Annotated in this window: 15 protein-coding genes; 13 read left to right on the top strand and 2 right to left on the bottom strand. The window is 49.1% G+C overall.

Annotated elements, in window-relative coordinates; all coding sequences use genetic code 11:
- Window positions 1-40 precede the first annotated feature (40 nt).
- The gene (locus ABEA66_RS21990; protein ID WP_345590799.1) at window positions 41-685 is read left to right on the top strand and encodes a TetR/AcrR family transcriptional regulator; all 645 of its coding nucleotides are present in this window, start codon (window positions 41-43) and stop codon (window positions 683-685) included.
- A gap of 157 nt (window positions 686-842) precedes the next feature.
- On the opposite strand, the gene ABEA66_RS21985 is transcribed toward ABEA66_RS21990, so the two are convergent.
- On the bottom strand, window positions 843-1793 hold the full coding sequence (locus ABEA66_RS21985; protein WP_345590898.1) for a DMT family transporter: 951 nt from the start codon (window positions 1791-1793) through the stop codon (window positions 843-845).
- A 434-nt stretch (window positions 1794-2227) separates the two neighbouring features.
- On the opposite strand from ABEA66_RS21985, the gene ABEA66_RS21980 reads away from it, so the two are divergent.
- The 5 genes from ABEA66_RS21980 to ABEA66_RS36390 all read left to right on the top strand — a co-directional run bounded on the left by ABEA66_RS21980 (window position 2228) and on the right by ABEA66_RS36390 (window position 9384).
- Window positions 2228-6748, top strand: coding sequence for a discoidin domain-containing protein (locus ABEA66_RS21980; RefSeq protein WP_345590797.1), 4521 nt, complete (start codon window positions 2228-2230; stop codon window positions 6746-6748).
- Window positions 6749-6968: 220 nt separating this feature from the next.
- Window positions 6969-7397, top strand: coding sequence for a MarR family winged helix-turn-helix transcriptional regulator (locus ABEA66_RS21975; protein WP_079908911.1), 429 nt, complete (start codon window positions 6969-6971; stop codon window positions 7395-7397).
- 37 nt (window positions 7398-7434) lie between these two features.
- On the top strand, window positions 7435-8397 hold the full coding sequence (locus ABEA66_RS21970) for an acetylxylan esterase (RefSeq protein ID WP_345590794.1): 963 nt from the start codon (window positions 7435-7437) through the stop codon (window positions 8395-8397).
- A gap of 138 nt (window positions 8398-8535) precedes the next feature.
- Complete coding sequence (locus ABEA66_RS21965; RefSeq protein ID WP_345590792.1) at window positions 8536-9153, top strand: class I SAM-dependent methyltransferase; 618 nt, start codon at window positions 8536-8538, stop codon at window positions 9151-9153.
- A gap of 12 nt (window positions 9154-9165) precedes the next feature.
- Window positions 9166-9384, top strand: coding sequence for a DsrE/DsrF/DrsH-like family protein (locus tag ABEA66_RS36390; RefSeq protein ID WP_377740585.1), 219 nt, complete (start codon window positions 9166-9168; stop codon window positions 9382-9384).
- On the opposite strand, the gene ABEA66_RS21960 is transcribed toward ABEA66_RS36390, so the two are convergent.
- On the bottom strand, window positions 9359-10564 hold the full coding sequence (locus ABEA66_RS21960; RefSeq protein WP_345590790.1) for a hypothetical protein: 1206 nt from the start codon (window positions 10562-10564) through the stop codon (window positions 9359-9361). The two genes, ABEA66_RS36390 and ABEA66_RS21960, sit on opposite strands and share 26 nt — an antisense overlap.
- 749 nt (window positions 10565-11313) lie before the next feature.
- On the opposite strand from ABEA66_RS21960, the gene ABEA66_RS21955 reads away from it, so the two are divergent.
- The 7 genes from ABEA66_RS21955 to ABEA66_RS21925 all read left to right on the top strand — a co-directional run bounded on the left by ABEA66_RS21955 (window position 11314) and on the right by ABEA66_RS21925 (window position 20960).
- Window positions 11314-12858, top strand: coding sequence for an ABC-F family ATP-binding cassette domain-containing protein (locus tag ABEA66_RS21955; protein WP_345590788.1), 1545 nt, complete (start codon window positions 11314-11316; stop codon window positions 12856-12858).
- 111 nt (window positions 12859-12969) lie between these two features.
- Window positions 12970-14385 (top strand): HEAT repeat domain-containing protein, encoded by a 1416-nt coding sequence (locus ABEA66_RS21950; RefSeq protein WP_345590785.1) that lies wholly within the window; start codon window positions 12970-12972, stop codon window positions 14383-14385.
- A gap of 411 nt (window positions 14386-14796) precedes the next feature.
- A complete protein-coding gene (locus ABEA66_RS21945) occupies window positions 14797-16887 on the top strand; it encodes a right-handed parallel beta-helix repeat-containing protein (RefSeq protein WP_345590783.1) in 2091 nt (696 codons plus the stop codon).
- Window positions 16888-17008: 121 nt separating this feature from the next.
- The gene (locus ABEA66_RS21940) at window positions 17009-17623 is read left to right on the top strand and encodes a nitroreductase family protein (RefSeq protein WP_345590781.1); all 615 of its coding nucleotides are present in this window, start codon (window positions 17009-17011) and stop codon (window positions 17621-17623) included.
- A 195-nt stretch (window positions 17624-17818) separates the two neighbouring features.
- Window positions 17819-18853 (top strand): metallophosphoesterase family protein, encoded by a 1035-nt coding sequence (locus ABEA66_RS21935; protein WP_079908926.1) that lies wholly within the window; start codon window positions 17819-17821, stop codon window positions 18851-18853.
- 380 nt (window positions 18854-19233) lie between these two features.
- A complete protein-coding gene (locus ABEA66_RS21930) occupies window positions 19234-20139 on the top strand; it encodes a carbohydrate ABC transporter permease (RefSeq protein ID WP_079908927.1) in 906 nt (301 codons plus the stop codon).
- Window positions 20136-20960 carry a carbohydrate ABC transporter permease gene (locus ABEA66_RS21925; protein WP_079908928.1) on the top strand — a complete coding sequence of 275 codons (825 nt, stop codon included), beginning with the start codon at window positions 20136-20138 and terminating at the stop codon, window positions 20958-20960. The genes ABEA66_RS21930 and ABEA66_RS21925 overlap by 4 nt, the downstream gene beginning before the upstream one ends.
- Window positions 20961-21023 lie beyond the last annotated feature (63 nt).

Here is a 21023-nt window from a genome sequence, read left to right as displayed (position 1 = left end):
TTGGTATAATGAGGGCAGACTACACGCGTACGGAGGGCTCATGAAAAAAGGGGATAAAACACGGGAGCATATTATCATGAAATCGGCAGAGCTGTTTAATCAGCAGGGCTATGCGGGTTCGTCGTTAAACGATATCATTGCCGCAACTGGGATCAAGAAGGGTGGCATTTATCGTCATTTTAACAGCAAAGATGAAATCGCCCTGGAAGCGTATCAATATGCGGCAAGCAGGGTCGGCAGCAAGTTTTCGGAGGCTATAGAACAGGAGGAGTCTGCAGCAGGCAGGCTGCTCGCCTACTTCCGCGTTTATGAGGACGTCGTGAACAATCCACCGTTTATCGGCGGGTGCCCTCTGCAGAATACAGCCGTAGAGAGTGATGACACTCATCCTGTCCTGCGTGACAGAGCCAGGCGAGGACTCCATTCGACCTTGGACGAAATGAAAAGCATTATCCAGGAGGGGATTCGAATGGGGGAATTCAAGGAAGATTTGAATGCGAACGCCTTGGCTACTTTTGCCTTTTCCTTATTGGAGGGGGGCATCATGCTTAGCAAGCTGGAGGGCAGCAACAGGCACATGCAGATGAATATGACGAGCTTCGCAGCCTATTTGCAGCAGTGCTGCCTGCATCCTCAGCGGACGATGCCGGAGAGATCCCTTGGCGAAACAGACGCGGCTGGGTAAATATACGAAGAGAGGCGAAACGGTTGTTGTTACAATAAAGAGCCAAGGGTCTGGACATCCATGGGATATTCCAGTTCTTGGCTCTTTCGGTTGACCTGTTATTCCACCTATATCCCAGCAGACAGAACATGAATGGCACGAATGCTTACCTAACGATCTATACGTCTACTGATGAGGGCTGTTTCACCGTACCTGCGCTTTTTTTTCGCCCCAGAAGATTCGTCCCTAGAACCCCCGCAATAATCAAGAGAGAGCCGATGAGATGATACACCGTAACGTCCTCCCCAAGAAAAATTGCCCCTGCCGCGATAGAGACTATGGTCGCTAAATTGTTGAACACGCTCATCCTGGATGCTTCGATTTTGGACAAAGCGTAGTTGGATGTTAAAGCCGTGACTAGCGAGGACATAATCCCCAGATAAAGCACTGAGAGGATAAAAGAACCGTCGGACAGCGGTTCTAGAAGAACGTCAACTGTCCCGGACGACGTATGATCCGCTAAGGAAATGACCAGAAACGAGACGAACCCGACACCCAGCATGAAGTAGCTGATCTCCGCAGGAGTATAAGCCTTCATAAGCGAACGGGCCAGTACGCTGTATCCGGCAGAAGCCAGGCTCGAGAGAATCAATAGCAGAATCCCCAGCGTGCTGGACAACTCGAAGCCGCCCCCTTTCATCACAAAAATGAACGCTACACCGAATACCGACAGGAAGATCGACAGCTTTTGCAGGCCGGTTGTTGTTTCCTTTAAAAAGATAGAGGCGAGCGCTGCCGTCATGACGGGAGTGAATGCAAACAGGATGCCCCCCTCGGCGGAGGTGGCGTGCTGCAGCCCGAAGGCTTGAAATGCAAAGAAGCCTAACGGATACATCGCTGCAAGCAGCAGCGCTTTATATATCGGTTTCCCGCGGTAGTTCAGCTTAACCCATCCGAACACAACCGGGATCGACATGACCCCGAACGAAGCGGCGAATCGAAACGCCAGTGTGTCTATAGGGCTCGCTTGCGCCAGCGCCATTTTGGTAAACAAGAAGGAGAAGCCAATAATTACTGCGTTTAAAATCATGCATACATAAGCTAGTCTTAAGCTTTTGTCAGTATTCATCATAACCACCTTATCCGCTCAAAGCTCGGTTTATTGTCCGTGAACATGTTCCATTAACTGCATGGTATAGCAAAGGACCGACCCAAACAACATTCATTTACTGAACTGTATCGGTACAGTAGCGGCCATAAGGAGCAGTGTGCTTGATTGATTCCTTGAGGTCGGCATCTTGTGTAATGAAATGTTAATTTTAAACAAGTAGTGGTTAATTTGTTCCATAGTCATCCTACAGGTTTGTTTCTATAATGAGAACACATCGAAACGACAGGGAACCTTTGGCGGCTTCCCGGCGCTTCGGGCACTCTCGACTTTTGCCGGACCATTGCAGCAAATAAAAGAGAATGGGGGGATTTTTTGAATAGCGGTTAGTTCAGTTCGGTCATTGACCATCCACTTACCAAATCCATCCGTAAGAAAGTGAGTTGATTTTCATAATGAAACACCGTTCAACGATGGCAAGCTTGATTTTATTATTTCAAATGTTTGCAGTCACGGATGCAGGCGGCGCTTCAGCCGCAGCGGTGAACCCTGCTGATGCCAGCCCGACCGTCTCGGCTGCTTCGGCGCCGGCTCATCCCTATTACCCGCCAAGTGCCTCCGAGCTGCAGGCGTCGATCGCAACTGCTGATAGATTGCTTAGCCAGTACACGGAAGAGCAATGGCTGAATCTCGTGCCCAAGCAGTCCCCGCGTTCGGTATTGAACGAGCCGTTCGATGGAAGCGATGGCTGGGTATGGAGCCCCGCAACCCCCGATAAGATTCAAACGACGAAAGGCCTTGCCTTCCCAAACTCCCAGTATCCTTATCAGTATACATCCGTAAAAGTCATGAGCGGGAAGACGGTGGAGGTCCCCTATGTGCAATACAACGGGAAGAAATACCTCATCCAGGCGCGCATTGATTATGAAAAAACCAGCTTCATGTCGAGCAACCTCCCGATTTTGGCAAACGCTTACTTGGCGACCGGAGATGAGAAATACGCCCGCAGAGCCGCTATCGCTTTGGATGCGTGGGCTACCGCTGTGCCGGATTTCTACATGACCAGCAAAAATGTGGCTAATCTCATCAGCGCCGATGAGGTTGCCAAATATTACAATACGGATATCCAACGGGTCAGCGACCATAACGGGATCGCGCACGAAATGCATTCCGGCGAGATCTTCGCTTTCGACCGGATCTATGATAGTGCGGCGCTCCAAGAGTTGTCCCAAAGCAAGGGATACGATGTGCGGGAGCATATCCGCAATGACTTTTTTCTCAATGTCGTAAACTGGCTGACCACCTATCAGTCGATGAAGGTCCATACATCCACTAACCTCTCCGGAGCTGTTGAGGCCATTGCCCGCGTGGCTACGGTTCTTCACCAGCCGCAGCTGTTGGATTGGCTGAGCCAATACATGGATATCACCGTCGGAGAAAATTTCAAGCGGGATGGGATGTTTCCTGAATCGTTCTCCTACCACGCCGGCTATGCCAACTCCAACTACACGATTTCGCAATTGATCCAAACCTATTTCCAGGCGCATCAGCCGGAATCGCCTGCTCAGCAAGCGTTGAAAGAGAAGATCGTCAGACAATCCGATTTCCTGGCGAATGCCAAGGAGGCCCAGAAGATCGTTGCGTTTCCGGATGGGGATTTGCCTCCGTTCGGCGATACGACCAAGGGAGGAGCCTCCAAACGCAATGCGACGCAGTCCCGGCTGCTTCCCGCATACGGTCATCTCATGCTGGGTGACGGGACAGGGAGATTGCAAACGCAGTACAACCTCAACTTCAACGACATGGCGAATCATGTTCATCCGAATGTGCTCTCTGCGACCTTATTCGGCTTCGGGAAGGAATTGATCGGGGGGATACGTTATTCCCACACCGCGGCACGCGATTTTACCAGCGACACGCTGGCTATGAACACGGTTGTCGTGAATCAATCGAATCAATTTCGCGGGAATAAGCAGGGTGCCGGTAACGTCGGCCATGCGTTTACAGGCGGCAATCTTGCCCTGTATGAGCCCGGCATCGACGGCATCGAGGCGTCCGAGGTGTACAGCAACTGGGCTTACCCCGGCACAGCATCAAGATATCAGCGCGTGAACGTGATGAATACTATCGATCCGGAGCATCCCTATCTGATCGACTTGTTCAAGGTTACGGGCGGAAGCACGCATGAATATTTCCTTCATGGCTCCACCCAGTTTGACGAAACGGCGGAAGCCAGCTTTCCGCTGCAAAACATAAATAAGCCTTATCCGCTCCTCCCGGATAACGAAACATGGACCGATCCGGTAAAGGAAGGAGACGTGCGGAACTGGTACGGCATGTTCAGGGACGTCAGCACAGGCCAATCTCCGGGTCAATGGGACGTTACCTTCCGCGATGCGGAGGATGGGGGAATCGGAACACGGATTATGATGGTAGATGATGGCAAGAATCAGGTCTACCTTGGCAAGAGCCCTCATTCCTACCGGGATAAGCAGTATGATGACATCTATCAATTCTGGCGTCCGTCGCTGATGGTTAAGCGGCAGGCTCCGGGCCAAGACAATCTGGACAGCTTGTTTATCAGTGTCATGGAGCCGTTGAACGGTGAATCGGCCATAGCAAGCATCAGCCGGGTACCGCTTAACGATAACGACCCGGAGCATGTGGCGCTCTCCGTCAGATTCAACAACGGCCGCGAGGACGTCGTGCTGGTGAACTTGAACCATCCGGATATCACTGGAAGCAACCCAGTGGACCAATCCGTTACAACCGCCGACGGGCAATATTCCTTGAACGGCAAGATCGGAATTATGTATGAACGAAGCGGCTTCACAAAGCCTTATCTGATTTCCGGAAGCAAATTCCAATACGGAGATAAGGCGCTGACTATCGGGCCTGCCTCTTATCAAGGGACCGTGACAGGAGCAGTTCGAATCGCGGACGGCTCGGATGTCAACGCGCTAATTACGGACGCGAACCTTCCGGAAGGCGATGCATGGAAAGGAAAATGGGTGTCCCTGCAATTCGGCACCTACAAGGTCATTCCCGACGCAAACGGCTCGTACCCGAACGGGATTAGCGAGCAGAAGGGCTTTAGTGAAATGTTCCTGGTGGATCATGTTGAGAAGAGGAACGGACTTACCTATATCGTCACAGCGGATGACCATGCCCTGGCCATCGACAGCAATACGGCGGAGCAATTAAGGCCGCAGCGCACATTCGAAGGGCATCCGTCCTTCCGAATGGAATTCAGCGCAACGGCCAATGGCACGCCGCCCGTCTTTCCATCCCCCAAGCTGGATGGCATTCAGGTGAATGGGCAGCCAATTGCGGGATTCGATCCGGCGGTATTCAGCTATAAATTCGCCATGCCGGCAGGAACCGCTGTCATTCCTGTCGTCAGCGCGACCGGATCGAATGGGATTGAGGTGGCTCAGGCCCAGGAACCGTTCGGCACCGCGATTATTACAGTCAAGGACCGTCAGGATCCGAGATCGCAAACCCAGTATTCCGTTCGATTCACTCCGATACCGATTTACGGGGATGAGCCGTCAGGGTTGGTTCCTTACCACATTAATGGTGTTACGGCGAGCCCTGGTTATAACTCCGGCTTTCCTCCGTCCAATGCGATTGATGGTAATTTGGCTACGCGCTATGCTGCCAAAGGTGAGCATTGGATTACCTTCGACCTGGGGGAGAGCAAGGGGATCGATACCTTCATCGCATCATTTTTAAATGGCGACAAGGATACTTATTTCTTTGATCTGGACATCTCCGTGGACGGGACCGATTGGAAACGGGTGTACAGCGGTCAAAGCAATGGAAAGACTGCAGGACTACAGCTATTCTCATTTGAGCCGTCTCAAGCCCGTTATGTGAAGTACAGCGGCCACGGCAACACCAAGGATGCCTGGAACAATCTCAATGAAGTGTTTGCAGCAGGTCATACGTCCGCGACCAAGCTGAGCCTATCGGTTAGCGACGCCGTCTACAGCTACAGTGATACGGCATCCCTTCATGCGTACCTAACAGACAAGGACGGGAAGCCGCTGCAGGGGCAAGCAGTCTCATTTTTCCTGAATGAGGCACATATTGGGGAGGCCGTAACGGACGCTTCGGGAGAAGCACTGCTGAATTACCGTGTCCAGGCAGGTGTGCCGTCAGGCTCTTCTGCACCATATGACTTGAAGGCGGTATTCGCGGGATCTGCCGATCAGGCACTACAGCCTAGCTCAGCCTCCGGGAAGCTGGCCGTGCAGAAGGAGGAGGCGACCCTCGCTCTGTCCACCCCTTTGAACTGGGATCGGACGAATGTGACGCTTTTTGCCATTATTCAGCAGCAGGATGATGGAGAGCCGGGGGCGGTAAACGATCTTCCAGTTGTTTTTGATCTGAGAGCATTGCGGGCTGACGGCACTTCTGTGCCCGTTCTGTCCTCGACGGTGCAGACGAACGTATACGGTCAAGCGAATCTCACGGAAACATTGCCAGCCGGATTGTACGAGGTGAAAGCGGCGATCGGAGCCAATCCTTATTATACGGAGCATTCCGCATCGGCTGTAATGACGGTGAATGCGGCCACCTACGGCTCCGTTCAGGTGAACGGACATACGAATACTCCTGTTCCTTCCGGGCTATTCGGCGCCAAAGCGAATAAGGTTCATTTGGAAAGCAAGTGGGAACGTAATGCGGGCAAAGTGAGCGGATCCGCAACCATTCACGCAGAACCGCAAGGACTTCGTCTGACGATGAACGACGCAGATTGGATCGCGGCATCGGATTCAAGCGCTTTTATCCAAGGCGGTGCTGTAGATGAGCAGGGAGCTAGCTATACCGTACGAATCATGGTAGAAAACGGGCGCCGCAGCTCTTCCTCCTTGATCAGCATCCTGATTTGGAAAGGGAATGCCGCGGAAGGAACGCCTGCTGCCGAGATCCGGGGGCAAAGTTTCAGCGGCAGTATTCAAATCCGCTAAGCGCTGCAAGTAACATGCAGGACCGTGATTTAAAAATAACTATTCCATTGCAGCCAGGCTGCCGGGCGGGACCGGCGGTCTGGTTGTTTTTTTATGTTGTATCAGGTTCGGCATTTCTTCAATATAAAGCGCTTCAAGAAGGAGCCTGACCTGTTATAATGAGACTAGTACATATATTTAGTAAGGGGAGTTAACAAAACATTAGAAAGGAGGTTGAGGGATGAGCGATTTGAGCTCCTACGCTCTCCGTATACGGATTGCGATGCACAAGACACAGAGGGAAATTGCAAACGCGATGCAAAGCCAGTTCCAGCTGGAGCTGACAAGGGCGCAATTTTACATTCTAAAATTGATATCGGAGGACGGACCCTGCACGATTACAGAGTTGGCCAGAAAATTCGGGATCCATACGAGCTCGGTTTCGACGATGCTGAATAAACTGGTTCAGGACAACCTGATCTCCCGAGAATACAGTCACGATGACCGTAGAAAAGTGTTCGTCTCCATCACGGAATATGGAAGCGACGTGCTCAAGCAGGAGCTGCAGCATTACAGCCGAATTCTGGAGAGATACCTGTCCCCTTTAAACGAGGAGGAGCTGGAGACCTTCGTACATATTTTTGAAAAAATCTCATCGGTACATAAATAATGCGTGCCTGGAGGTTTCAGGCGGGGAGGCAGTCCTTATGGGTTATTTGGATCGAAAAATAAAGGAATTATATCAATATACTCCGGAGCTGACGGCTCCCGCAGATCTGCATCTTTATTGGAGCAAGACCTTGGAAGAATGGGCTACTCAGGGGAAGGTCGAAGCCGAACGAGTGCAGGTTTCCACCACGATGCGCGGTGTACAAGCCTACCAAGTACACTATAAAGGCTATGACGATACGAGAGTATCCGGGTGGTACCTTGTCCCGAGCATGTGGCAGGAGGCAGCCTATCCTTGTGTCGTAATGTTTCACGGTTATTCCGGGAGCAGCGGACTTCCTGAAAGCTACGCTTCATGGCTATTGGCCGGCATGGCGGTGTTTGCGATCGACCTTAGGGGCCAAACGGGAGGAACGGGCGATTTGCTGCCTCAAGAAGGGGGCATGGCGAAGGGCTGGATAACCAAAGGCATTGACGATAAGGATACCTGCTACTATAAGGCTTTGGTTATAGATTGCCTGCGTGCGGTAGATTGGGTTAGCGAGCAGCCGGAGGTCGACCCGAACCGCATAGGAGTAGCTGGAGCAAGCCAGGGAGGCGGGCTGGCTATGATCTTAAGCGCGCTTAGCCGGAAGCCTTCCTTTGCCATTGCGGATATTCCGAACATGTGCCATATGGACTGGGGAATTTTTCATTCGACAGGCTCATTAACCGAAGCGGCCGAATATGTATCCCGCTATCCTGAACGTTGGCAGAAGGTTATGCGGACGCTAAGTTATTTTGACAACATGAACCTGGCTGACCGGATTGAGATACCCATTATGGTATCCGTCAGCATGAAGGACCCCGTCTGCATGCCGGAGACGGTGTTTGCTGCCTACAACCACATCCAGTCGGAGAAGGAGCTGCACATCTACCCGTTCCGAGGGCATTCTACAGGGGAACAACATTTGCGAAAAGTATTGGAGTTCGCTCAGCGGCAGATTGCACGTACAAGCTAGGTATAAGCTTATCCACTAAGACACAACGGGATATGAAGAACAAGGCGTACCACGGTCATACGACTGCGGTACGCCTTGTTGGTAAGAGGTGGTTTGAAGTAATCCGTTTAGAATCCGTATGAAAAAAGGGGACGGACAATGAGATCATTTTTTCACAAAACCTATGACCTGTGGATGCGGCCTTTGGAGCATTACGCCTTTGGTGCGATCCGTAAGCGGCTGATCGGACAAGCCAGGGGAAAGGTACTGGAGATTGGATCGGGTACGGGAGCCAACTTCAAGTACTATAAATCCGCGAACCAGGTTGTTGCGGTCGAGCCCGACGAAGTGATGCTTAAGAAATCCCTGCCGCTTGCCGAGGCATCTGCGGTTCCCATTCATGTGGTTCGAGCAGGGGCGGAGAGCCTGCCCTTTGAGGAGGATACATTTGATTGTGTAGCAGGTACTTTGGTATTTTGTACGATACCTGATCCTATGGCGGCATGGCGCGAAATAACAAGGGTATGTAAACCAGGGGGACATATCATCTTAATGGAGCACGTTCGAATCTCTCATCCGGTTTGGGGAACGCTTCAGGACTGGCTGACACCCTGGTGGAAGCGGTGCTGCGGCGGCTGCCATCTGAACAGAACCACTTTGGATGATTTGCAGCAGGCGGGACTGCACATTATAGAGCTGGAGCAGATGTTTAATGTGCTATTCGTTATTGCGAAGGCTGTGAATAACAAAGCTTGCGCCATGTCCGGTACGCCCTAGAGACATGACTTAATGGAGGATTCCGGTTGCTCCAATGTCTCTTCCGTCCAAATACTGATGGGTATCGCCAAAGGTCCCGGTGTTCCGCTGAAAGGCTGCCAAATGACCATTGACGTCATGGGCCTGCAGCAGGAGCATTTCAAAAAGAACATAAAAATAAGCCCTGAAAACAGGGCTTTATTTATATTCTGGAGCTCCAATTGTCTCAATTTTTATTTTCATATTCACTAACTTCAAAAGTCAATATTTTATCAAAAATAATATAGTCTTTACGACTTTTAAACGGCCCTTTGTTATTATCGTGCTTATCAATAGCAAAGGAAGCCGTACCAGATCCAGCATTCTTGGCCTCGTACCAAGCAATAAATTCATTTACTTCTTGCATGGAAAGATCGAATTCTTTTTCTTGGCCTGTTAACAAAGTTATCGTCAGAATGGCCCTCCCATTCTGAACAGGTTCAATTGGCGGGGTAGTATCTTCAAATGACCCGAATACTTCAACTTCGTAAACCTTAGTAGATCCAATATAAGTACTGCTGGCTAATTCTACTTTTGCAACCCCAGTTACAGGTGTTTCAAGGCTGATTACATGACCCGACATTGTCGGGAGTGGCACTTTCGTGATCAATTCTCCTTTTACATTATAAAAATTCAATTCGACGGAAGATAAATTAAAAAATGGTTCACTTGGATAAGTAGTAATATCCGACTTAAGCTGATAAGCGTTTATTTTTGCAGTCGATGGAAAATTTATGTATACACCTGAATTACTCGAGCCTTTCTTACCAAATGTCATATAAGTGTTTAATTGTTTGTCAGTTAAACCTGTTGTTGATGTGACGGTTCCAGCAGGTGAAATGATATTCATAGATTTATTAACCAACAATCCGCTGGAATATTCTGGTGTATCAAATGTTTTATTATATGTCTCGAACTCATATACTTTTGTCGAATAAGCAGTCTGATTGTTTACAAGGGTCACTTTACTAACATTATTGACAGGAGTTCCGAGTATGAAAAGCGAACCATAGAACGATGGGTTTGTAACCTTTGTAATAAGTACATTCGATGAATCGTAAAAATTAATTACAAATAGGGGAGTTTGAGCAGTTCCAGAGTCATATGACAACACGAAAGCTTTAAATGCCGTTATAGTTTGTGGTTGGTCAAATGAGAATGATAAAACACTTTGAGAACCACTGGTCATTTTCGGTAGTTCATAAAAAGTAGTATCATTGCCATCTGTAACTTTATCGGTATTTGTCATTACAGTCCCCTTCGAGTCCAGGACACTAATAATTTGATCACGAAGTAACCCCGCATCATGGGACGATGCTGCATTTGATGGGATAACATGAAAGCTCAAAAGTGCAATAAACATTGAGATAAATATGATTACTGTTTTTTTCAAAATTCTATCTCCTCTCTATATTACTTCGTATCTTATCAGAGAAAATTTTAAACTAACAGCCTAGGATGATGATTTTTTTTACAAAATTATGAAAACTTTTGATTTCATATATTTCTTACACCTTTTTCTTGTTACGATTTATTTAAAAAATCACTATTTATGAAGCTCTCATTTGATATAGATGATTCCTGGCAAGATAACTATGATAGGACAAGAAAGGTTGTGATCACTTAGACAAAGAACCATCCTCATTTTTGACACCTAAGTGATTTGTAGAATAATCACGATGCCGAGAGCCTAAACCTCGAAGATGAATATGACTTGACAAAAGAAAGCAACCATAATAAACTGTGACCAAATGAAAGGAAGGTTTCAAATGGAACGCTTGAAAACGGTTAAACGCATTGCCAAAGGCCGCTCCGTACAAACGGATAAAAACGATGAAACGTTGTCCGGAGCTTAATCAAAAAAGCGAATTGCTTTTTATTTCATCGACCGATAGCCCGAAAAAAAGAGTGTGTTCATCATGCTTATTTTGTCGTGCCGTCGGTTGGTGATAGAGATTAAGAGGCTGCAGACAAGGTTTTGTCTGCGGCCTTTTGTGTATAACCGTTCAGCTTCCATCGCTGAAGTTATATTCCCGGTACACGGCTTGCTGTGTACAGAGAAGCAGAAGGCTTGCACCTGAGGGTGCAGTTGCCTTCTGCTTTTTTTGTTTTTCACATATTTAAGGAAAAGAGGAATGCAAAATGAGTTTGCTTGAAGTGTACGATATGTCCCATGCTTACGGGGATAAAGTTTTATACAGAAACGTTCAGCTGGAGCTTTATAAGGGAGAGCATTTGGGAGTCGTCGGCCAAAACGGGACGGGGAAAAGCACCCTGATCCGTATTTTGACGGGCGAGATCATCCCGGATAGCGGAACTATTAAATGGCAGCCCCATTGTAAAATCGGCCATCTTGATCAATACGCCGAAATCAGCGGAAGCAAGTCGATTCTGCAGTACCTCCAAGCCGCTTTTGCGGAGGCTTACGAGCTGGAAGCGGAGCTGAACCGATTATATGAACAGAGCGCAGCCATGGGCGATGAAGCGCTGCTGCTGAAAGCCGCAGAGGTACAAGAGCGCCTTGACGCTCTCGATTATTTTTCTATCGATAGCCTTATCAACAAAGTAGTGCACGGTTTAGGAATCGATGCGATAGGGATTGACCGGTCCATTGAGAGCTTAAGCGGCGGTCAGAGAGCTAAAGTCATCCTGGCAAAGCTATTGCTCGAGAAGCCGGACGTGCTGCTGCTGGACGAACCGACGAATTTCCTCGATAAGGAGCACGTTGACTGGCTGGCCGAGTATTTATCCCTTAGCAAGCAGGCCTTCATTGTGGTAACCCACCATTATGCGTTCCTGGAAGCCGTGGCTACGAGCATCTGCGATATTGAAGGCCAAACCGTAAGGAAATATTACGGCACCTTCAAGCAATTTTTGAAGCAGAAGGCTCACTTGCGGGAGGACCATATTCGTCAATACCATGCCCAGCAGAAGAAGATCGAGCAGACCGAAGCCTATATCCGTAAAAATAAAGCGGGTGTCAATTCCCGAATCGCAAGAGGCCGGCAAAAACAGCTTGACCGGTTGGAACGAATCGCCCCTCCGACTTTCGTCTCTAAGCCGTCCATTACATTCAGGGAGCTGCCGCTTACCTCGCATGCGGTGCTTGAGGTCAGTCATTTGGAGGTAGGCTACGGGAAGCCGCTGCTGCCTAAATTGAATTTTTCCATGGCCGGCGGGGAGAAGCTGGTTATTACCGGCTTTAACGGCATAGGCAAGTCCACTCTGCTGAAGACCTTGGTAGGAAAGCTCCCCCATCTTTCCGGCACATTCAAATTTGCGGAGCAAGCAAGGCTCGGCTATTTTGAGCAGGATTTGCGCTGGGAGGACGACGGAATGACACCGGTCCAGATTATAGCCGAGGCCTTCCCGCAAATGAATGGGAAGGATATACGCCGGCATCTGTCCCGATGCGGTATCAAGGAAGCTCATGTCATGCAATCCATCCGAACACTGAGCGGCGGAGAGCAATCCAAGGTGAAGCTGTGCCGAATGCTGCTTAAGGGTTCCAACGTCCTGATTCTGGATGAGCCGACCAATCATCTGGATGCCGAGACCAAAGATGCGCTGAAGAGTGCTTTAATCAAATTTACGGGTAGTATCCTGCTCGTATCTCATGAACAGTCGTTTTACCAGGAGTGGGCGGACCGTGTTCTCGACATGGAGGACCTTGGTTTGTTCGAATAATCCTTACTTTTGTGCAAATTTGAATTAGCATTCTGTATGTGAAGCCTCCAGCCCGATGACTATAATTTGATTCAAGAACACAATATGAACCAAATTTAAGGAGGCAATGTCATGGGCCGCGAAGTACCTGTACTATTAAATGATGAGCAAATGAGAAGGTTTATCACGGAAGGGTTTTTGATCCTTAAGACAGATTTTCCAGAGGAATTTCATCAAAGGCTCACAGAGCAGCTGAATCAGGTATACGAGGAAGAGGGGAATCCGGGCAATAACCTGCTGCCGCGTCTCCGCGATTTGCAGAAGGTGTTTGACCACCCTATCGTGACAGGGGCTTTAACGAGTGTGCTTGGACCGAACTACCTGATGCATACGCACCGTCACGGTCATTTCAATGCCTCTCCTAAAGCGGGAGGGTGGCACAAGGACAGCTACTGGGGCTACAAAAAAATGCGCAATCACCATCCTTGGTGGGCAATGGTCATGTATTTCCCTCAGGATACTCCGGTGGAGCTGGGACCTACCGGCGTCCTGCCGGGAACTCAAAATTACGAGACCCGTACATTTGAATCGGATGATGTGGAGGGAGAAGCCGTTGCAAGCGGCAAGGCAGGGACCTTTGCTTTGATCCATTACGATATTTGGCATCGCTCGACACCGAACATTCTTGGCAAGCCAAGATATATGCTCAAGTTCGAATTCATGAGAACAGAAGCCCCGACGTCTCCGAGCTGGGATTGCACGGACCGGGAATGGAGGAAGCCGGTGTCATTCAGCACCAGCATCGTAGAGCATGAAGAGATGTGGAGAGACACCTGGAACTGGCTCTCCGGTCAAGTAGGGAGTCTGGCCGACACCGTTCAGGCGGATGACGCTCAAGTTCAGGAGCTTGCAGCTCAGCTTGAGGATGCTTTCGAGCCTAATGCGATTAACGCCGCATACGGTCTGGCCGCTAGGGGAGCCAATGGAATCGAAGCGCTGCTTCAAGGGCTCCATCACAGCAGCGTTAAGGTGTCGCGGACAGCCGCCTACGGATTATCGGCAGCAGGTGCCGGAGCCGTGGCCGGGCTGGAGGCAGCTCTCTCTGCAGAGCGCACGGAGACCGTTGTTCATGCCGCCTTCGCTCTCGGTGAGCTGCGCGGGCTGGCTTCCTCTTCCGTTCCGAAGCTTCTGGCCTTGCTGGAGCCGTCCACCCCTGCTGTGATTCGCCAAACCGTTGCCGAGGCGATTGCCTTGATCGGTGAACCAACCGAACAGGTTGTGGACGGATTGATCCAATGTCTTCAAGATGAGGACGTCCAGGTCCGTTTCACAGCAGGTCTGTCGCTTTGCCGGATGGGAGCAGCGGCAGATAAAGCGGTTCCTGCGCTGGAGCAGGCATTGGAGGACGATAACCGGTACGTTCGCGGTCATGCGGCGGAAGCGCTGCATTACATCGGTACGGATACAGCCAAAAACGTGCTGATCGACTTTCTGCTGAAATCCCGCTGGTGTCCGACAACGACCCCGCAAAACACCTTTTATCCGTAAGCTTTAGCTTGAAGCATCCTTATCCTTTGCCCATGGCGAGGGATGAGGATGCTTTTTTGATCCTATATAAGTTCCGGGAGTTCCCCGCAAAGTATCTGATCCAGCTTTTGAACCCATGACTTCGCATTGCAGACTCTTCTCATGTCTTTAGACCCAGACCGCGGATAGTTCTATTGTCTTGTATTTTCATCCCCTCTTCTAACATACCTATGGGATAACGAGCATTAGCTTGATTTTGTGACTTTGGTCTTTCTTGAAACATATGCCATAGTATGACAAAATCTTCCTAGGGCTTAATAGAGAGACAAATACGGAAGGGGGAACCATATAGATTTGTACTAGCAGGGTATGACGGTCCATCTGGTTTTGAAAATAGAGGATAACCAATGCGGAGAGTGGTGGAGAAATGATATGAGGCTTATTTTACTTCTGGTTTTATTATTTTCCTTTCAATGGAGCGCAGCCGCGGCGGATTCAGCCGGGACAGCTGCCGATGCATCGGATAAGGTGTATCAATTGGTTCCCAAGGATTGGGGAATCTACGACGACGGCACGCATCCGGTAGAAACGACCAAGGGCTTTAATGATGCGTTAAAATGGGCGCATGAGAATGGAAAGACTACATTCAAGGTTCCGGCCGGAACGTATCTGATTAAAAAGCAGGATCCCAAATTATTTTTGGATACCTCGGCTCGGATCAATATGGTCCCCGATATGACCTTCGAGCTTGACGAGAAGGCGGTCATCCAGAAGGAAACGAACGGCTTCACAGGATATCAGACTTTGCACATCGGCTACGGGGCCAATAACGTGACCATCAAAGGAGGAACCTTTCGGGGAGATAAGGATAGCCATGATTACTCCGCAAGAGGAACCCACGAAGGCGGCTACGGGATCGTTACCGAAGGCGCTATTAACGTGACGATTGATGGGGTCAAATCGGTTAATTTTACCGGCGACGGTTTATTTATAGGCGGCAAAGGGACGATGATTCAGGATCTCTACGAAACGAGCTTTGTATCGGGTTCTATCGATGAGAAGGGCAACCCGATTGCAGATCCCGGCAAAATCCGTCTAAAGAGCCTGCTAAACTTTAATAATCCTATTTTTCAAACAGAGCGGGAATTCGAGCTGTCCAACCGGCAGAAGCTCCCGAATACATTCGATGTCTTTTTCTACAAGCAGGACGGCAGCTTTTTGACAAGCTTAAAGGATCAGCAGGTTCGTCAAATTATGAAAATCCCTGATGGAGCAGCCAGCTTCAATATCGTATTCAAGCAAGCGGGAAGCGTCGGGTCCTATGTGGAATTTTGGCAGCGTGCCGTATCCAAGGAGGTCGTGGTCAAAAATTCGGAGTTTGCGTTTAACCGCAGACAAGGGATAACGATTGCCGGGGGCGATCAAGTCACGATCACCAATAATGAGCTGCATGACATCAAGGGAACGGCTCCGCAGGCAGGGATTGATGTGGAAGCGGGATACGGCGAGAACGGCCATATGAACAGCAATATTTTTATTAAAGAGAACCGGTTCTATAACAATGCATCCTATGATGTGGTTCTGTATGATGGCCATAATGCAACGGTCGAGGGGAATCATCTGGCATCGAAAGGTGTCATTGGCTTGGCGGTGTCGCCTCCTTTTACGAACGCCTTGATCAAGGACAATCATTTTGACGGTACCAGCATTTATGCGTACCACGATGTGAAGTTCGAAGGGAATGAGATGAATAATTCCTATACATTCCTCGAGGGGCCGAATATTAGCATAGACGGTATGACATTCACGGATTCCAAGTTTGCGATCAGCAGCAAGCAGCCCTTCGGCGTTGAAGCTTCCAATGTAACGATGAACAACAATAAGAGCGGCGAGCTGTCCATCTGGGGAAGCCCGATACATTTAAGCAACATTGTCTTGAACGGGGGAGCAATGACCGGAGGCGTAGCTAAAGGGAGTATTTTTGATCGGATCAAAATTGTCAATGCTACCTCGATGAATTTACCCCTTGGTACGTACAATGATTGCGATCTGGAGTCATTAGGCGGTTCGATTAACGGGGGCATCATGCTGGATGATGCAGGAGCGTATGCGTTTAACGGGTGTACGATAAGAGTCAATCAAGGCATTCTGGTCAACAATGAGAAGGCTGAAGTGACTGTAACCGATTCTTCCTTTGAGCTAATTGATAAGCTGTATGCCTTTAAAGCGGTCAAAGCTGCAAAGGTCGTGTTCGAAAATAACGTGCTCGAAGCAAATCAATTTGCCAGACCGACGGATTACATGGTCATGATCGGAGATTATTGGACCCGGAATAATCCTTCTACCGTTAAAGAGGCTACCATCAGAGGCAATACGCTGACCTCTAACATTGAGTCCGAAGGGATATCAACCCGATACGCAGGTACGGGCAGCTCCAATTATACGGTTGAGAACAATATTCTGACGAATGCCAAGGTCAAGCTGCTGGAAACGGACAGGAAGGCTAATAATCTAGAGCAATGATTCAGGGAACGGACTGCGCAGGCAGTTCGTTTTTTCTTGCCTTCCCCATGGTATAGCCATCCATATTAAGGCAAATACTACGCCAGTTGCTAAAAATACTTGGATATTGGAGGGATAGACTATGGCAGGAACCGTTAGTACGGGCAAGGACTTTATGACGGCCGTACGCGAAAGACGTACGATTTATGGCCTCGGCAAGGAGTCGCCGATCCCCGATGACCGGATTGTTCAAATTATCGAAGAGTCGGTGAAGCATACACCATCCGCCTTTAATTCGCAAAGCGCAAGAGTGGTGGTTTTGTTCGGAGAGCAGCATAACAAGCTGTGGGATTTGACCAAAGAAACGCTGCGCGCCATCGTGAAGGGAGACTTCCAGTCAACGGAGCAAAAAATGAACGGGTTTCGGAGCGGCTACGGAACCATTTTGTATTTTGAAGACATGGCTGTCGTCGAAGGCTTGCAGGCCCAATTCGCCTCGTATAAGGAGCATTTCCCGAACTGGTCGATGCAATCGAACGGTATGCTTCAGATGGTCATTTGGACTGCTCTGGAAAGCGAAGGGCTTGGCGCCAATCTACAGCATTACAATCCGTTGATCGACGAGAAGGTGAGAGAAGCCTGGAAGCTGCCTGATACCTGGAAGCTGATTGCCCAAATGCCGTTTGGGAAGCCGACGGCTCCTCCCGGAGAGAAGCAGTTCAAACCGATAGAGGAACGGATGAAGGTATTTAAATAATCTGTAATAGTCGAGGCTGGGCGGACAGAGAGCTGCTCAGCTTCTTTATCTCCGCGCACTCTTTCCACCTAGTCTATCATTATAAATAGGTCTATCGTAGATTTGAAGATAACGAGGGTTATTGTTATGATAGGGTAAGGGCTCCAAGTCCTGGATTACATACCGATATTGTTGCGTAACAACGGAAGGGATCGTATGACTAGACGTGAATTTGTAAAAATGCTGCTTAGCATGAGTGTTGTAGTAGACGGATCGGTCAACGCTTTATTTAAAATGCTGTACCAATCTTTTACTTCGAGGACGGAGCAAGAAACCAAGACAGATACGGTCATAGAAGAAGTAAAGCCCGTGGCTTCGACAGAGCCGCTGTTGTCATTTTTTGTATTAAGCGACCTGCATGTTTCGATCTATGATAAAAATACGCCGCGTAAATTGAGAAACGCGCTGTACCAGATTCAGTATTTCAGCCATCCGGTAGATGCGCTGCTGTTAGGCGGGGATTTAACGGATTACGGCACGGAACTCGAGTACAAGTCGCTGCAATCGATATTGAGCAGCTACAAGCTGCCGCAGCTGTACGCCAATATGGGCAATCATGATTATTATAATATATGGATCGACAAGAGCGGCGCATTCAATACGGCCTCGATGCCGAACGGCAAGACCGATGCCGAGTCGAGGGAACGATTCCAGAAGATGTTCTGGTATACGAAGCCGTATAACGATTTTGATATCAAGGGCTACCATTTCATCCTCATGTCACAGGAATCCTATCTTCAGGAAATGCCGGAGGTAGGGGAAGGCGCCTGGTATTCCGACGCGCAGATGGCATGGTTGGAAGCCAAGCTGAAGGAGACTACGGACGGGAAGCCGATCTTCGTGCTCATTCATCAGCCTCTGCCTGCGATCGGGCAGGACGGAGGGTCGCATCGATTAATTCGGGCCAATCAATTCAGGGAAATCTTGAAGCCGTATCCGAATGTCTTCGTCATTTCCGGCCATACGCATCAGGATTTCGACAACGGCTCCAACCACTACACCAAAGAGACGTTCCATTGGTTCGTCAATGCTTCTGTAGGGCTTACGCGCAATCCGGAGCCTCTGACCAAATCGCAAGGCATGTACGTGCAGGTCTACGAGGATAAGGTAACCGTAAGGGGCTGGGAGTTCGCGAACAGCACCTGGATTCCGGAAGCAGACTGGACCATTCCACTGGAAAAAGTGAAATAATCTGATATTAAGGGCGGATGCGATACATCCGCCTGTTCTGTTTCCGGAACACAAGAAGTGGACGGCGGGACATAACCTTATTAGAATTAATAGACCGCAGGACAAATAAAAACGGAAAATAATGGTTGACAGTATGATTGATAGCGTTTACAATAAGTTCACAAGTTAATACATTGTGTAGGAGATCCGGAGAATATACACATAGGTTGCTTCGATTGATGAAGGCGATTTATGTGTTTTTGTTTGCCCATAGATCCCGAACATTGCGGAAAATACTAAGTTTCTTCTAATGGTGAAGCCGCAGGGAAGGGGTTATTTAGGCGACACGAGTAAGCGCTTTACCTTTTTGTCCAATTTTGAAAAGGAAAGGAGGCTCATCAATGTCTGCGTCTACGAATGCTTCTGCAAAAAAATCCCAAAAGAAAGAAGAGCTGCTGGGGTTCTTGTTCTTGGCTCCATCGCTGCTTGTGTTTATCTGCTTCCTGTTTTATCCGATGCTCCGCTCCGTCTATCTTAGCATGACTTTAACGGATCCGCGCGGGCGTGTAGCCGCCTTCGTCTGGCTGGATAACTATGTGGACCTGTTTTCCTCCGGTCAATTTTATTCCAATCTGAAGGTAACCCTGATGTTTATTGTGCTGACGGTGCCAACGACGATTGTATGGTCTCTCTTGCTGGCGGCGCTGACACATAACAAGCTGAGAGGAATGAAGGTATTTCAGTTCGTATTTTCGCTGCCGATTGTCATTTCCGTCGGTACAGGCTCGATCATTTGGCTGCTGCTGTTCCACCCTACGGCCGGGATGCTGAATTATTTTATCGGATTCCTGGGGATATCTCCTATCTCCTGGCTGGCCGATCCCTCTTGGGCGTTGCTATCGGTTTCGTTAATGACGGTCTGGATGAATATGGGCTTCGTCTATATTATCCTGTTGAGCGGCTTGCAGGGTGTGCCGGAGGAGCTGTACGAGAGCGCCAAAATCGACGGCTCCGGACCTGTCCGAACCTTCATCCAGATCGTGCTTCCTTTGTTGTCCCCGACTTTATTCTTTGTCCTCATCGTCTCGGTCATTTCCGCCTTTCAGGCCTTCGGCCAAATCAATATTTTGACCAAGGGCGGTCCGATTAACAGCACCAACGTCGTTGTTTTCTCCATCTATCAGGATGCATTTATCAATTTCCGCTTCGGCATAGGCAGTGCACAGGCCTTGATATTGTTCCTTATTATTTTGCTCCTGACAATCGTCCAGTTTAAAGTTCTGGAAAAGAAGGTGCATTACCAGTGATCCTACGAGGACTATTCCGAACGCTTCTGTATCTTCTGCTGGCCGCGCTCGCGTTGGCTGTGCTGTATCCGCTTTTGTTCACGATCCTTTCCTCGTTCATGACGGAAAAAGAGGTCGCGGTCTTCCCGCCGCCGTTATTCCCGCATCAGCTGTATCTCGGCAATTTTACTAAGGCTCTCCAGACTGTGCCAATTATCCGCTTTATCGTGAACAGCTTTGTCGTATCCTCAGCCATTACCGTCTGTCAAGTCGTTACTTCCAGCATGGCGGCCTTTGCATTTGCGTTCTTGACCTTCAGGTTTAAGAATGCGCTCTTCCTGTTATATTTGTCCACCATGATGATTCCTTGGGAGGTCACTGTCATTCCCAACTACTTGACTATCAAGTCGTTAGGGTGGATGGACAGCTATCAAGGGCTGATCGTTCCTTTCATGGCCGGCGCTTTCGGCGTATTCCTGCTGCGGCAATTTTTCCTGCAGCTTCCGAACGAGCTGTTCGATGCGGCCAAAATCGACGGCTGCGGACAGCTTCGCACCTTTTTCTCAATCGTTCTTCCATTGTCGCGTCCTGCAGTAGCTACCTTGTTCGTGTACGTGTTCATCAACCACTGGAACGCCTATTTATGGCCTCTGCTCATTACGAACAAACCGACGATGAGAACGGTTCAGATCGGGGTGTCCATGCTTCAGCATGAAGAGGTCATGTCCTGGAATTTAATATTGGCCGGTGTTTCCCTTGTATTGCTGCCATCCTTTATTATGCTGGCCTTCGGTGTCAAACAGCTGATCCGCGGCATTACAGCCGGTGCTATCAAGGGATAAGCGAGAGAATCAATCGGTTAGAGATACTTCGATATTGAAGTTTTCTATACATCAAACAGATTA

Origin of the sequence: Paenibacillus vulneris (assembly GCF_039543185.1) — a bacterium.
GTDB lineage: Bacteria > Bacillota > Bacilli > Paenibacillales > NBRC-103111 > Paenibacillus_S > Paenibacillus_S vulneris.
Note: the sequence above shows the minus strand (reverse complement) of the source record. Positions and strands in the feature narration are given on the sequence as shown.